At 32.3% G+C, this 14,053-nt stretch carries 12 protein-coding genes; 6 read left to right on the forward strand and 6 right to left on the reverse strand.

The window, feature by feature from the left end; genetic code table 11:
- Positions 1 to 32: 32 nt before the first annotated feature.
- The 4 genes from Q1B37_RS09410 to Q1B37_RS09425 are packed head-to-tail and all read right to left on the reverse strand — an operon-like array spanning position 33 to position 4,077.
- Positions 33 to 1,415 carry a glycosyltransferase 87 family protein gene (locus Q1B37_RS09410; RefSeq protein ID WP_299898700.1) on the reverse strand — a complete coding sequence of 461 codons (1,383 nt, stop codon included), beginning with the start codon at positions 1,413 to 1,415 and terminating at the stop codon, positions 33 to 35.
- Positions 1,415 to 2,887 (reverse strand): cellulose synthase family protein, encoded by a 1,473-nt coding sequence (locus Q1B37_RS09415; protein WP_299605598.1) that lies wholly within the window; start codon positions 2,885 to 2,887, stop codon positions 1,415 to 1,417. Before Q1B37_RS09415 ends, Q1B37_RS09410 begins: the two co-directional genes overlap by 1 nt.
- Positions 2,887 to 3,579: a glycosyltransferase family 2 protein gene (locus Q1B37_RS09420; RefSeq protein ID WP_299898178.1), complete on the reverse strand. Its 693-nt coding sequence runs from the start codon at positions 3,577 to 3,579 to the stop codon at positions 2,887 to 2,889. The genes Q1B37_RS09415 and Q1B37_RS09420 overlap by 1 nt, the downstream gene beginning before the upstream one ends.
- The gene (locus tag Q1B37_RS09425) at positions 3,580 to 4,077 is read right to left on the reverse strand and encodes a hypothetical protein (RefSeq protein WP_299605604.1); all 498 of its coding nucleotides are present in this window, start codon (positions 4,075 to 4,077) and stop codon (positions 3,580 to 3,582) included. It lies immediately after the preceding gene.
- A gap of 214 nt (positions 4,078 to 4,291) precedes the next feature.
- On the opposite strand from Q1B37_RS09425, the gene Q1B37_RS09430 reads away from it, so the two are divergent.
- Together Q1B37_RS09430 and Q1B37_RS09435 are read left to right on the forward strand one after the other, a co-directional pair.
- Positions 4,292 to 5,566, forward strand: a complete 1,275-nt coding sequence (locus Q1B37_RS09430) for a HAMP domain-containing sensor histidine kinase (RefSeq protein ID WP_299898180.1) — start codon at positions 4,292 to 4,294, stop codon at positions 5,564 to 5,566.
- A 438-nt stretch (positions 5,567 to 6,004) separates the two neighbouring features.
- A complete protein-coding gene (locus Q1B37_RS09435; protein ID WP_299898182.1) occupies positions 6,005 to 7,282 on the forward strand; it encodes a HAMP domain-containing sensor histidine kinase in 1,278 nt (425 codons plus the stop codon).
- A 79-nt stretch (positions 7,283 to 7,361) separates the two neighbouring features.
- On the opposite strand, the gene Q1B37_RS09440 is transcribed toward Q1B37_RS09435, so the two are convergent.
- Together Q1B37_RS09440 and Q1B37_RS09445 are read right to left on the reverse strand one after the other, a co-directional pair.
- Positions 7,362 to 8,999, reverse strand: coding sequence for a 4Fe-4S dicluster domain-containing protein (locus tag Q1B37_RS09440; protein ID WP_299898184.1), 1,638 nt, complete (start codon positions 8,997 to 8,999; stop codon positions 7,362 to 7,364).
- 3 nt (positions 9,000 to 9,002) lie between these two features.
- The gene (locus tag Q1B37_RS09445) at positions 9,003 to 10,304 is read right to left on the reverse strand and encodes an FAD/NAD(P)-binding oxidoreductase (RefSeq protein WP_299898186.1); all 1,302 of its coding nucleotides are present in this window, start codon (positions 10,302 to 10,304) and stop codon (positions 9,003 to 9,005) included.
- A 310-nt stretch (positions 10,305 to 10,614) separates the two neighbouring features.
- Here Q1B37_RS09445 and Q1B37_RS09450 point away from each other — a divergent pair, with 310 nt between their 5' ends.
- The 4 genes from Q1B37_RS09450 to Q1B37_RS09465 all read left to right on the forward strand — a co-directional run bounded on the left by Q1B37_RS09450 (position 10,615) and on the right by Q1B37_RS09465 (position 14,044).
- The gene (locus tag Q1B37_RS09450) at positions 10,615 to 11,325 is read left to right on the forward strand and encodes a DUF547 domain-containing protein (protein ID WP_299898188.1); all 711 of its coding nucleotides are present in this window, start codon (positions 10,615 to 10,617) and stop codon (positions 11,323 to 11,325) included.
- Between the two features lie 66 nt (positions 11,326 to 11,391).
- Positions 11,392 to 12,279: a hypothetical protein gene (locus Q1B37_RS09455; RefSeq protein ID WP_299605620.1), complete on the forward strand. Its 888-nt coding sequence runs from the start codon at positions 11,392 to 11,394 to the stop codon at positions 12,277 to 12,279.
- 36 nt (positions 12,280 to 12,315) lie between these two features.
- Positions 12,316 to 13,314 carry a glycoside hydrolase gene (locus Q1B37_RS09460; RefSeq protein WP_299898189.1) on the forward strand — a complete coding sequence of 333 codons (999 nt, stop codon included), beginning with the start codon at positions 12,316 to 12,318 and terminating at the stop codon, positions 13,312 to 13,314.
- Complete coding sequence (locus Q1B37_RS09465) at positions 13,307 to 14,044, forward strand: hypothetical protein (protein ID WP_299898191.1); 738 nt, start codon at positions 13,307 to 13,309, stop codon at positions 14,042 to 14,044. The genes Q1B37_RS09460 and Q1B37_RS09465 overlap by 8 nt, the downstream gene beginning before the upstream one ends.
- The last annotated feature ends 9 nt before the right edge of the window (positions 14,045 to 14,053 follow it).

The raw sequence follows: 14,053 nt of genomic DNA on the forward strand, positions 1-14,053 counted from the left end.
CAATATTGTTACTTTTTTATATCTATTAAAAATCAACTATAGATAGATTTTAATGAAACTCGAGAAGTGTTTTTAAGTACTTCAAAAATAAAAATACCAAATACAGTAATATATTCTAAAGCAACAAACCATAAATTTTCTTTAAAATCAGGATTTATATAAGCAGTATAGCTAAATATGATGACAAACGACCACCAAATTGGGAATTTATATTTTGTGAATACGCATAAAACTAACGGTACAGCAATATACCAGGGATGAACTGTGGTAGATAAAAAATAATAACTACAAATCGCTATCATCATTACGGCAATTAATTGATCTGTTTCTTTATTTTTTCTAAAAAAAGTAAGTAGTAAAAGAATTGCTACGGTAATTAATGGTAGGATTTTTCCAACGGTACCGATAATATTCCATCCAATAGTTTCATATCCTATCCATCTTATAATATAATAGATACTCGCATTGAATTCAAAATTTTGGAACCATAAACCAATCGTTTTACTAAAATTTGAAATAAATTCAGAAGATAAGAAAGGAGCAAAAAGGAGTATTGTTGTTATGATTACAATGCTATAGAAACCTACCAATTTCAAAAACCTTTGAAATATAGTAGATCCACCTTGTCCTACCATGAATTTTTGGAAAAATAATGGTAAAAACAGTAAAGGGATCAATTTTACCGATACAGAAAGTGCTAAAGCAATTGCAGCCCAATACCAATAACCTTTTTGTAATAGATATAAGGACCATACAATAAAGAAAATCATTACTGCCTCGAAATGGAGGTTTCCTGTAAGTTCAATAATGATGAATGGGTTTAATAAATACCAAAAGATGTTTTTTTCTGGGATAGCTAATCTTTGTAGTAGTTTACGACCTGCAAAAAAAGTTCCGATATCCGAAAGAATGATCAACAAGCGTAATACAACGGCCGAACCCCAAATATTACTAGAGCCAAATATTGCAGCGATTAGATAACAGAACTGACTAACTGGAGGATAATTTGTAAAATGACTACCATTTAAAGCTCCCATACCATTATATAACTCTTGCGCCTGAGCTATTGGTGGATTACCCTGTGAAATCCAATTTTCGGGTAATGATAAGTATGGATTAAACCCTTCTAATAACATTCTTCCATCCCAAATAAATCGATAAAAATCCTGAGAGAGATTTGGGATGGCAAATAAAAAAAGGATTCTAAATACTAATGCTAAACCCGCTAAAAATTTGATATTATTTGGGTTAATTTTAATAATTTGATAAGTAAACAAGAATAATCCCGCCCAAAGACCAAACATTTTTATAAAATCCGTACGTTCTAATTGATAAGCAAAACTCCAGTAAAATAAGAAACAAACAGTTGCATATAAAATGGAAAACTTATGGTATTTCCATAGCTGTAAAATCATCACAGTTTAGAGGTAACAGATTTAAAGAATACAAATCCAAAACCAAGAAATAACATGATATGAAACAGGAATAATCCAAAGTCCTGTAGTTTGAATGCACTGTATAAGGCAAAAGCAAAATAGCACATTAATAAGGCTTCAATAATGGTGTTACCAGAGATATTCTTATTTATATATTTGTTTCCTTTCCAAGAATCTTTTAAAGAATTAATGTTGAATTTTGGAGTTCTAACAAATTCGCTCTTCTTTCCGAAATGACCTTCTAGAACAGCCATGGAGTTATGAACGGAGAATCCCATAGCAATAGAGAAGAACGTAAAAAACATCTTTACATATTCTATGAAGTTCCAAAAGCCTCCATTATGAATCTTTTTGAACGTATGCCAATAACAAAAGAAGAATATCACTGTACTCAATGCAAAGAAGGCGATTACATTAAAATACCAGCTAAACATAGGATTACTGTTTTTAATATACATTACAGGTACACTAAGTACTGCAACTAGTAATACTAATAAAAACATACTACTATTCAGTAAATGAAAGAAACTATGAAACTTAGTTTTAAAAGGTACTGTCTTGTCTTTTAATAACTTCCAATATAGTTTTTGGAAATTTTCTGCCGCTCCTTTATTCCATCTAAATTGCTGAGAACGTGCAGCACTTATAACTACAGGTAATTCTGCAGGAGTTTCAACATCTTCCAAATATTTAAACTTCCACTTTTTTAATTGGGCTCGATAACTTAAGTCGAGATCTTCAGTAAGTGTATCTCCTTGCCAGTTTCCTGAATCTTCAATACACGTTTTTCTCCAAACTCCAGCAGTTCCGTTAAAATTGATGAAATGGTCCTTAAAATTACGTCCTACCTGTTCCATAGTAAAATGAAAATCCAAAGCAAAAGCTTGTATTTTGGTAAGAATAGAATAATCTCTATTAATATGTCCCCATCGTGTCTGTACTACACCAATATTGTTATCTTTGAAATAAGGAATCGTTTGAAGTAACCATTTACTTCCTGGAAGGAAATCGGCATCAAAAATAGCAATAAACTCTCCTTTAGCGATCTTGAGTCCTTCTTTTAGAGCACCAGCTTTAAAACCAGTTCTGTCTTCTCTACGAATATGTTGAATGTCTAATCCGGTTTTTTGTAATTTTTCGATATGAGCAGCGGTCGTATGAACCGACTCGTCTGTAGAATCGTCCAATACCTGTATTTCTAATTTGTCCTTTGGATATTCTAATAAAGAGATATTATCCAACAAACGCTCCATTACATATAATTCGTTGTAAACAGGAAGTTGAACCGTAACGTAAGGCGTTTCATCTTTTTTAGAAAGATCAAAAGTAGGTGACTTATCATCTAATTTACGGGATTTGAGATAGTTGAAAAGTAAGTTCAACTGAGCCAAACTGTATAAGAAAATGATAAGTAGTGCTAACGTGTAAATAACGATGATTGCAATATCCATTACGCAAAGCTATATTTAAAAATCCAACTTAAAATCTTAACGCCTGCAAAGATAGCACCTTTTATGGTTCCTGAAACTTTTGAGACACCTATTCTCTTTTTGTATCTTACTGGAACTTCTGTATAAGAAAACTGTTTTTTTATTGCTTTTAACTGCATTTCCACAGTCCATCCATAGGTTTTGTCTTGCATATTTAATTCTAGAAGTTTGTCGTATTTGATAGCTCTAAAAGGCCCTAGATCTGTAAATTTTGCTCCAAAAAATAATCTCATCAAGCTGGTTGCTAGCCAATTTCCAAAAATCTGAGGAATAGTCATGGATCCAGACTCTCTTAATTTTTTATCTCTAGCACCTATCACCATGTCTATATCTCGATGTATTATAGGATCGATAATTTTTAATAATTCTTCCGGATAATCGCTATAATCTCCATCTAAGAATACGATAATTTCGGGAGTAATTTCTTGAGAGGCAATATGTGATAAACCTTTAAGACAAGCATAACCATATCCCATTTGTTCTTCTCTTAAGACCGTTGCCCCAGCTTTCTTAGCCACAGCTTCTGTGTTATCTGTAGAGTTATTACTTACAACTATAATTTCAGAAACAACTTCGGGAATTTCACTAATTACGTGGCCTATAGAACCTTCTTCGTTGAAGGCTGGTATGATTACTTTAATTAAAGGATTCATTTATAAAGAAACATTGGGATTGTCTTTTCTAAAGCTAGAAACGTCTGTCCATTCTCCAATCTTTTGATTTTCAATATATTTTTCAGCTTTAAAGAGCTTGTTATTCTTGTATAAGAGACAATACCCATTTTTTTTGTTATTTCGATATTGGTACTTTCTTGTAACCTTATCTTTTTTATTATTCGTGGCAATATCGTAAATAATCCACCATTTTTCGGCTTTATTGTTTATAAAGTGTCCTTCTTTTATTAGTTTCTTGTCAGAAGAATAGAAATACCAGTATCCTTCTTTTTGATTATTTCTGAAATGCCCCTTCTCGGAAATATTTCCATTAGGATAATAATTATACCAATAAGCAGTTTTTTGATCTTGTACTTTCCAGCCTTCTGCTTTAAGAGCACCGCTTTCATAAAATTCTCTATGATATTCTTTTTTAGCAGGTATTTGAAACGAAAAAAGAAATATCGTAACAATTAAGTATGTCAGGTGTTTCATCATTATAAGCGTTGGTTAGGGGCTTAGACGAAAAGCTTTAGCTATACCTACAAAATATTTTTAAAAAATAAGAGAGGCGTAGTTTTTGTAAGTAAAAAACTTACCTATTTTTGGATTTTTTTAAGAAAAAAATGCTTTTTGTCGATGTTTTAGGTATATTTGTCGACAAATTAAAATACACATTTGCATTGTGTTAATGAAGTTTTAGCGGAAATTTATGAAGTGGAATTTATCAAGGTTTATAAATACAAAGAAATATGACAGGATATTAGCTCCTTTCTTTTTTGTTATATTACCTGGTACTGCACTTCATGGATATATGGAATATCTAAACACTGGGTTAAGCCAGTATTTTTTTAGAGATGTCATTAATGTGCTCATCTTGATCATGGGAATTGTAGTATTGAAGTTCTCTTTGATTAGTAAAAAACAATTAATAGTTATCTCGCTTTATACAATAAGATTCGCTATCGATTACACATTTATAATAGCCTATTTTGATCCTAATTTTGCATTTGAATATAATTTTATTCACGTACAGATGATTTTTGCTACGGTAATATTTGCTGCAGGAACGCTGATTCACTCTAAACATCTTTTCGTATTAAATACAATCAACATTATATTCATAGTCATGTGCGCGCTAACCTATGGTAGCGATTATTCAATTTGGAGATTTGTCTTTTGTGCAGTGCTGGTATCCGGAGGTGGTTTTATTGCTTATGCTGGTAAGAAATTCGTTCAATCACTTTTCAAAAAAATAAAAGCAGCTAATATTTTGATAGAACGGCAAAATGCCGAATTAAAAAAAATGAATGCTTCAAAAGATCAGTTATTTAGAATTATTGGACATGATCTTAAAACACCTTTTCATCAGTTAAATCTATTGGTAGAATTGATTACAGAAAGTAAAGATGAAAATGAACGCCAGCAATATGCTAATTTAATTAAAGAATCTGCTACCAAAGGAAGTGAGCTTTTAGAAGACTTATTAGACTGGGGAAAACAGAATATGGATACTACTCAAGTTAGTTTAGAAGAAACTTCTATTGCTAAGGTAGTAGATAAAACTTTTGAGTTTTTTAAAGTTAAAAGTGGTGTCAAAGAAATTAAGCTGATCAATGAATTGCCAGAAAATATAAAGCTTAAAATTAGTCCATCTATGATGGAAACAGTTTTTAGAAATTTAATAGGTAATGCTATAAAGTTTTCTCATCCAAAATCTAACATCATCGTTAAATGCAGTATTAAAAATAACTATGTTGATATTTCTGTAGAGGATAGAGGAGTGGGAATTAGCTCTGATCAATTAAAAATATTACTCTCAGAAGATCAAGTGGTATCGACATCAGGTACGGCGAACGAGCAAGGTACGGGTTATGGACTTGGAATTGTAAAAAAGCTTGTTGAAAAACAAATGGGCTCTTTATCCATTAATAGCGAATTAGAAAAAGGTACAAAAGTAATTCTCACTTTCCCTATGGTGGCCTAATTTCTATTTCTTCATATAAGTAATCATAGTTTAGTATCTAAAAAACGCTTATTAATTTTCATATTATTGATTTCAATAGATTTTGCCTAATCAAAACTAGTAATACTGAGTTATGTTTTAAAATAGTGTATTTTACTTTCATATTTTCTTATTTGGGTGTTTTATTAAAAAAGAGATTTTCAATTATAGATGAAACTGTATGAAAAATTAAGACACATCTTTAAATGTATGTGTTTTTTAATGTAAATGTTTGTTTATTAGTATTTTGAGCTTGTTTTTAAGAGTAAATTTCTTACATTTTTATTTTTATTTAATCGATGAAATACATGTTTATTAGGATGAAATACACAATTTATTTGGTTTTTTAATATAAACACATTATATTAGTGTCGTAATATTATCACAATCATCAAGGCTTTCTAATAAATTTAGAAGATTATGAGTGTTTCGCCCCAAAAAACCAAAAGTCTTTTCAAATTTGATAAAGTTTTATTTACGACCCTCTTTATCGTAATGCCAGGAGTAATTCTAGATGCATTAGCGGAGTATTATAACGGAGGAGTGAGTTTATATTTTTATCGTGGTGTGGTAAATCTTATTATTGTGTCCATTGCCTTGGTATTATATATTACATCTCATATCAGAAAATCAACTTTATTAGGTACATCGGTATATTCAGTAGTGTTATTGATGATGTCAACCATGTTCTGGGCAGTTAATGATCCAGCGTTTGCTATCGAATCTTTTTTTCTTAAAGTTGAAGTTATAGTATCATTATTACTTTTTGCGGTAGGTATGCTAGTACATTTTAGACATATCATTTCATTACTGGTTTTTAATTTCATATTTATAGGTTTTTGTGCATTCCGATATCCAGAACTTCCATTGGTTCAGCTTGCTTTTTATGCAGTTATCGTAAGTGGTGGCGGATTAATGGCCTTTTTCTGTCAACGAATTTTGGTAAAACTATCTCGAGAGTTGAAAGAAGCGAACAGACTAATTAGTATAAAGAATGATAAGCTTAGAGAAATGAACCAATCTAAGGATGATCTATTTAGAATTATTGGACACGATTTAAGAACACCATTTTATCAATTAGAAGGGTTAATTGATATGGTAGATCAAGCTGAAAATGAACTGGAGAAGACAAAGATCAAAGCAATGATCAAAGAATCTGCGAGTAAAGGAAACCAATTGTTAGAGGATCTATTAGAATGGGGACATATGTACAAAGAACAATCTCAGGTATTGCTAGAAGATAAAGAAGTGTCAACGATTGTAGATAAAGTATTTAAGTTTTCGGATATGAAACGAAAACGTAAACAAATCAGCCTTATTAATAAGCTTCCAGAAGATTTAAAAATTACCATAAACCCTGCTATGATGGAAACTGTAATGAGAAATTTAATAGCCAATGCGATTAAATTTTCTCATAGAGGTTCCTATATCATTGTAAAGTCAGAAAAAATGGAAGGTAAGATACGAATAGCGATAGAAGATAAAGGAGTAGGTATGGATACTGATAGTCTATTTCGCCTATTCACAACAGATAAAAATAATTCTACAGCAGGAACAGAAAATGAAAAAGGAACTGGATTTGGTTTGAGTATAGCTAAAAAACTTGTAGAAAAGCAGAATGGAGTTTTAGAGATCGAAAGTGAATATAATAAAGGAACCACAATTAATCTTTATTTTCCACATACAATGAGCGCTTAATGACTAAACCAAAAAAATACCATAACGAAAAAACAGCCTAAATAATAGGCTGTTTTTTTATGACTACTAGTAATAATTACTATTTATTATTTACATAATTCATGAGATCAACATCATTTCCTAATAAGACATCGTTAGAGTTGATTCTACCTTCTAAACTATCATTTTCTAATTTCAAAACTCCTCTCGGACATACTGCAGAACAAATTCCACATCCGACGCAGCTAGATCGTACAATGTTTTCACCTTTCTGAGCATACGCACGAACATCTATTCCTTGTTCACAATAGGTAGAACAGTTTCCGCAAGAAATACATTGACCACCATTGGTTGTGATTCTGAATTTAGAGAAAAGACGTTGTTGAATTCCCAGAATTCCTGCCATAGGACATCCCATGCGACACCATATTCTATTACCGAGTATTGGATAAAATCCAGTTCCAATAACACCAGAGAAAATAGATCCAATACCAAAGCCATAGAAACTACGCAAACCATCAGCAAGTCCATATTCTTTTGTGTTTAACCCAAAAGACAAATAACTTGCGTTAATTTTTATGTTATTAATATCTACAAAAGCTAATAACACAAAGAACCCTAAGGTGATAACTAAAGATACTGTAGCTCCTATAAAAGCATCTTTTTTTAATTGGTCACGTTTCCAATACACAACTGCCGCAAATACAATAACTAAGAACGCTCCAGAGGATATAAGGAAACTATTTTTCGTAAACCAATATTTAGTACTATCATATCCAAGATAAGTAGAGATTACAGCTGTTGTAAAAATTACAGCAAATACAAGTACTGCATTAATCAACCAGCGTTCAATTTTCCATGCTTTAACACTTTTGTCAGATAACTGACGGAAGGCATCACCTGCAGTTTCTGCTAATCCACCACAACCACATACCCAAGAACAATACCATCTTTTTCCGTATTTGTAAGTAAGCCAAGGAGAGATTACAAAAACCATTAGTACAGCAAGTATTAAAAAGAACAGTCCAATCGTTTGTGCGTTAATAAACTGATCCACTCTCCATTGATCAAAGGCATAATAATTTAATGGCCACATTAATTTTATATCATTATAAGGCAAAGAAAAATCATCTGAATTTAAACGTGCCATTAATTCTGGGATTACAAATGCAAATGCGGTTTGAAAAAACATTACACTAATTGTACGTAATTGCTCGTAGCGATTATGTTTGTATTTCATCATAAATTTGATCCCAAATGCAATGATTGCAACGGTATATAAAGTTCCATATACAAACCATTCGCTCGCTTTTTCGTTCTTTAGGGCATAACTTAAGGGATCAAATAATCCAATCAATCCCGTATTAGCTCCATCAGCACCTTGCCCAAGACCTAAAAGCTCTGCATAAAAATATAAAACGATATAAAAACCTGTTAAGAATACTCCTGCAATCCAAGCCAAAACCCCACGAGAAGACATGGATTTAAACCATACTCCATCATTCTTTATTCCTTCCAATTTTTTATCGTAAGCTCCTTTTGAAAAAACAATAATACCAGTGGTTAGTGCCACTAAGGATACCGTTAACCATAATGCTTGATTCGGTAGGTTAACATTAAAAGTTGCTAATAATAGGATTAAAAGTCCAGACATTCCAATAAGAACACCGATCTTTTGTATTGTATTTAGGCTTTTAGGTGGTTGTCCTGTTAAAGCCATATTTCTTTCTACTGCCATGATTTATGCGTTTACGGTTTGTTGCTTCTGAAAAGCGTTTAAAATATCTTTTTCGAAATGTTTGTAAAATTCAGGGTCAAAATTCGCTTCAGGAAGATGTTCCATTATGTAATCTACATCTCGTTTTTCTGTTAGCCATCGATCGAATACTTCATGGCGCATGCGAATTCCAAAAGTGTTAATTCCTAAAAACTCTCTCGTTTCTTTATGATAAGACACAGTTACACATTTGGTATCACTTTCATGTATCCAATGAAATTGTGCTTCATATTCTTTGGGTCTACCAAATACCCATCCATAAGTTTGGTATTCGATATCTAAAAATTTTGCGCTATTAAACCAATGTCCTGGTTTGTATTCTAACTTGTTTCCACATATGGTTTGCGCCACAGTTTCACCCATCATTCTACCGGTATACCATACAGCTTCGATTGGCCTTCTATTTCCAATAGCTTCATGCTGTTCTGCACAATCACCTATAGCGTATATGTTTGGAATGCTAGTTTCCAAAAAACGATTCACTTTTACACCTCTTCCTAGTTCTATACCAGAATCTTTCAAAAAATCTACGTTTGGAGATACTCCAGCCGTTAAACCAACAACATTGCACTCAATTTCCTCACCAGTTTCTTGTATTACAATAGATTTTACTTTTCCATGATCATCAGCCTTTATTTCTTTCAGATTTACACCTAAACGAAGATCAATATGATGATTCTTGATATGTCTATTAATCATTCCACTCTCTCCTGCAGGAAGCACACCATTCCAAAAGCTATCTTCTCTAACTAAGAACGTTACTGGAATACCTCTGGAATTTAGCATTTCGGCTAATTCAATTCCAATAAGTCCACCACCAACGATGACGGCTCTTTTACAAACTGTTTTATTAGGAGCATATTTTTCCAGATTTTCTAAGTCTTGTTTATGATACATTCCCATTACTCCATCCAGATCTTGACCAGGCCATCCAAATTTATTTGGTTTGGATCCCGTAGCTATGATGAGCTTATCATATTGCAGATTCTCTCCGTTTTCGAAGATTAATTGACTATTTTCATGATCTACTTTAGAAACAAATCCTTTCTTTAGTTCTATTCTATTTTTCTCCCAAAACCAGTTTTCATAGGGTTGTGTATGTTCAAATTTCATATGTCCCATGTATATATACATAAGAGCTGTACGGGAGAAAAAATAATCCGTCTCACCAGAGATCAGGGTAATCTTTTTATCAGACATTTTCCGGATGTGTCTTGCAGCTGTCACACCAGAAATTCCGTTGCCGATTATTGCAATATGTTCCATAGAGTTTTATGTTAGTTGATTTTAATTCTAGTTCTTAAAATGAAGCTTCTGTGCGTAAGTCGTATATAAATATAAGAACTTAAACAGCTTCAATAATTTAGAATTAATCTAAAAAGCTGAGGTTTTGTAAGTTTTCTTTTTGAATTCGAACGGCATTTACTTCACAAAACACAAGTGCACTTTCCGAATGGTTTTTTGAAAATAATTTGTAAGTAGCTCAGAAAGGCTTCGACTCAATGCCCGTTACCAAGGTAAATTATAAACTTAAATGTAAACACAACTTCATATGTAAGAAGTAAAAAAAATAGTCATGAAAAAAATACTTTATATACTAACATTATTAACTATAACGAATAGTTTTTCTCAAAGTACAAAGGAATTCTTTACTAAATCTGATGCCTTTTTTAAAAAGCATGTTACAGATGGTAGAGTAGATTATAAGACAATAAAAAGTAATCCAGAGACTCTTAATGAGCTATTAGATATGGCGGCTACTATAAGTGTTTCTAAAAGTGATCCAAAAACCTTTCAGGCATTTTATATTAATGGGTACAACTTATCTGTTATAAAAGGAATAGTAAATAATTTCCCAACAAAGTCTCCACTAAAGATTAAAGGGTTTTTTGATAAAACTAAATATACGTTAGCAGGTAAGGAAACTACGCTAAATGATTTGGAGAATAAGATACTACGTAAAAATTTCCCAAAAGAAGCCCGTTTCCATTTTGCATTAGTTTGTGCAGGGTTAGGATGTCCTCCAATAATATCAGAAGCGTATACACCAGCTTTATTAGATAAACAATTACAACGCCAGACCACGATAGCATTAAACAATCCAAACTTTATAAAAGTAAAAGGTAAGAAAGTACAGCTTTCTCAAATTTTCGAGTGGTATAAAGGTGATTTTACTCAGAACGGATCCGAAATTGATTACGTAAATCAGTTTAGAAAAGAAAAGATCCCTTCAAATGCGAGAATCTCTTACTATCCATATAACTGGTCTCTAAATATCATTAAATAACAAATCATAATATAAGGTTAACATCTAATAATAACCTAAACTAATTTTTAATAACCTATTGTAATCATGAAATTTACTAAAAACATTATAACCGCTTTCTGTCTCTTATTAACCGTTTCTTTTGCTTTTGCACAGGATGATGATGATCAGGGTTCGGTAATTCAAACATTAACACCCTCTAAATTAATCGGGAAAGGTCAGTATGATATTAAGTGGTTTAATAACCTATATACGGAAACTAAAGATCTTTTCGGACCTAACGGAGAAGAAAGAGACATTCCTAGAAATACTTTCTTTACAAGTACTTTAGAAGCTTACACAGGAATTGGAAATAATAAAAGATGGAATATTGGTGCTATTTTAGAATTTAGATCAAATGCTGTTGGAGGAAGAGATGCTTTGGATGTCTTTAAATTTGATGGAGAAAGAGGTTCTGCAAGATCAGGATTAACATCTATTGCACCATCGGTAAAATTTGTACCTCTTAAGAATGTAAATAACTTTTCTATTCAAAGTTCATTTTTTATTCCGCTAGTGGATAATGAAACTGAAGATGGTGTTTTCCTTGATCAAAATGGATTTATTTGGCAAAACCGTTTCTTTTACGACTATACATTTCCTGGAAACAAATTTCAGATTTTTGGAGAATTGAATTCTGAGTTAAATTTTGGAGATGAGGAAGATAGTTTTGCTAATGATAGTTTACGTTTAACGCCTGGAGTATTTTTTAGTTATTTTCCAAGTTCTAAATTTACAGTATTAGCATTAGCTCAGCATTCAGAATTGATTGATTTAGGGAATGATTTTGATCAGAATTTTACTGCACTAGGTGGAGGTGCTAAGTATCAATTGACAAAAGAACTGAATATAGAAGCCTTATATACTAATTTTGTTAGAGGAGATAGAACAGGTTTAGGAGAAACTTTTAACATTGGGTTAAGAGCGGTTTTCTAAGATAATATTGTATTTTCAGCGGTATAAAAAATTGATATGAGACATCTTTTTATGCCGCTGATTTTCGTTTTTTTTAGTAGCTGTTCTGGACAGGAACCAAAAATGAACGGGATAAGTTTTGTAGCCTCACCTGATCAGATTGATGAAACACATATAGAACCTGTAGTAAGTGTAAATGCAAATTGGGCTGCAGTGATGCCCTTTGGGTTTGTGAAAAACCTGAAAGAACCAACAGTAGTTTTTAATATAGAGAGACAATGGTGGGGAGAAAGAGCGGATGGAGCAAAGCGTACGATTGAATTGCTAAATCAGCGAGGAATCAAAGTAATGCTAAAACCACAGATTTGGGTATGGAGAGGAGAGTTTACAGGTAATATTTCTATGGATTCCGAAGAAGACTGGAAAACCTTGCAGAACTCATATGAAGCATTTATTATGTTGTATGCTCAATTAGCAGAGGAACTTAAAGTTCCTGTGTTATGTATAGGTACCGAATTACACAGTTTTGTACAGAAAAGACCGGAGTATTGGAATCAATTGATTCAAAAAATCAAAGAAGTCTACAAAGGAAAGCTAACCTATGCAGAGAATTGGGATCAGTTTGCTAAAGTACCTTTTTGGGATCAGTTAGATTACATTGGGATTGATGCATATTTTCCAGTTTCAGAAAGTAAAACACCAACTGTAGAAGAATTAAGAAAAGGTTGGCAAGTGCATAAAAGTAAGATAGAAAATGTACAAGTTGAGGTGAAAAAGCCTGTACTGTTTACAGAATATGGATACCGAAGTGTACATTTTACAGGAAAAGAACCTTGGGATTCAAACAGAGTACAAGGAAATATAGATCTGCAAGGTCAGAACAATGCATTAACTGCATTGTATGCAGAGTTTTGGAAAGAACCTTGGTTTGCTGGTGGTTTTTTATGGAAATGGTATCACAATCATGAAAAGGTAGGAGGAGAAGAGAATAATAGGTTTACTATACAAAACAAACCATCAGAAAAGCTAATTCAGGAGTTGTATAAAGATGAGTAAAAACAATTATATCGTATGTCTTCTATGTTGCGTTTTATATGCGTGCAACAGTGATGAAAATACGATAGCATTAAATACTTCTTTAGCAACGTTAGTAAGTTCTAATGATATAGAAGTAGATAATGTTATTGCATGTGCTTCTGGATCTGAATCTGATGAAAATAGTATCATTGCTTACGTTTATCCGAGACCCGAAGCAACTGATATTAGATATTATGAAACCTCTAATATCGATGTAGATAAAAACGATTATAGTAATTACCAAAGAATACTCATAGAATCGACGGATTTTTTTAATGGCTACCTTCGAAAGTTTACTAGGAATACAGATGAAGAAAAATGGGTAGTTATAACTTTTTTTGAAGAAGGAAAACTACACTTATCGAATCCAATTCGATTAAAGCATAAGACGAAACCAACTGAATTTACAAGTGAAGTAAATATTGATTTGGCAACAGAAAGCATGCCAGTATTTTCTTGGCAAGATGGGGTGTTTGATGATAATGCTATCTATTTTCAGGTGGTTTCCGATAGTGATAACGAACTACTTTCGGGAACTTATACTTTCGAAAAACAATTTCAGTATTACAAAACTGAAAATGTAGTGCTTAATATCACCATGGGAACACCACTACCGTTAGAAGCTATAAGCTCTTATAATTTTACACTGATGGGTGTTAGTGAAGACAATTGGGTGAACCTTTTGATACAAAAAGAATTTCAACCTTAATTTTATTTA

This window comes from uncultured Aquimarina sp. (genome assembly GCF_947492965.1).
Taxonomy (GTDB): domain Bacteria; phylum Bacteroidota; class Bacteroidia; order Flavobacteriales; family Flavobacteriaceae; genus Aquimarina.

What these genes read in the sequence shown, in the direction of transcription:
- Q1B37_RS09455 (WP_299605620.1), top strand. Translation starts at nt 11,392, where the DNA reads ATGAAATTTACTAAAAACATTATAACCGCTTTCTGTCTCTTATTAACC.
- Q1B37_RS09435 (WP_299898182.1), top strand. Translation starts at nt 6,005, where the DNA reads ATGAGTGTTTCGCCCCAAAAAACCAAAAGTCTTTTCAAATTTGATAAA.
- Q1B37_RS09415 (WP_299605598.1), bottom strand. Translation starts at nt 2,887, where the DNA reads ATGGATATTGCAATCATCGTTATTTACACGTTAGCACTACTTATCATT.
- Q1B37_RS09420 (WP_299898178.1), bottom strand. Translation starts at nt 3,579, where the DNA reads ATGAATCCTTTAATTAAAGTAATCATACCAGCCTTCAACGAAGAAGGT.
- Q1B37_RS09425 (WP_299605604.1), bottom strand. Translation starts at nt 4,077, where the DNA reads ATGATGAAACACCTGACATACTTAATTGTTACGATATTTCTTTTTTCG.
- Q1B37_RS09410 (WP_299898700.1), bottom strand. Translation starts at nt 1,415, where the DNA reads ATGATTTTACAGCTATGGAAATACCATAAGTTTTCCATTTTATATGCA.
- Q1B37_RS09430 (WP_299898180.1), top strand. Translation starts at nt 4,292, where the DNA reads ATGAAGTGGAATTTATCAAGGTTTATAAATACAAAGAAATATGACAGG.
- Q1B37_RS09460 (WP_299898189.1), top strand. Translation starts at nt 12,316, where the DNA reads ATGAGACATCTTTTTATGCCGCTGATTTTCGTTTTTTTTAGTAGCTGT.
- Q1B37_RS09465 (WP_299898191.1), top strand. Translation starts at nt 13,307, where the DNA reads ATGAGTAAAAACAATTATATCGTATGTCTTCTATGTTGCGTTTTATAT.
- Q1B37_RS09445 (WP_299898186.1), bottom strand. Translation starts at nt 10,304, where the DNA reads ATGGAACATATTGCAATAATCGGCAACGGAATTTCTGGTGTGACAGCT.
- Q1B37_RS09450 (WP_299898188.1), top strand. Translation starts at nt 10,615, where the DNA reads ATGAAAAAAATACTTTATATACTAACATTATTAACTATAACGAATAGT.
- Q1B37_RS09440 (WP_299898184.1), bottom strand. Translation starts at nt 8,999, where the DNA reads ATGGCAGTAGAAAGAAATATGGCTTTAACAGGACAACCACCTAAAAGC.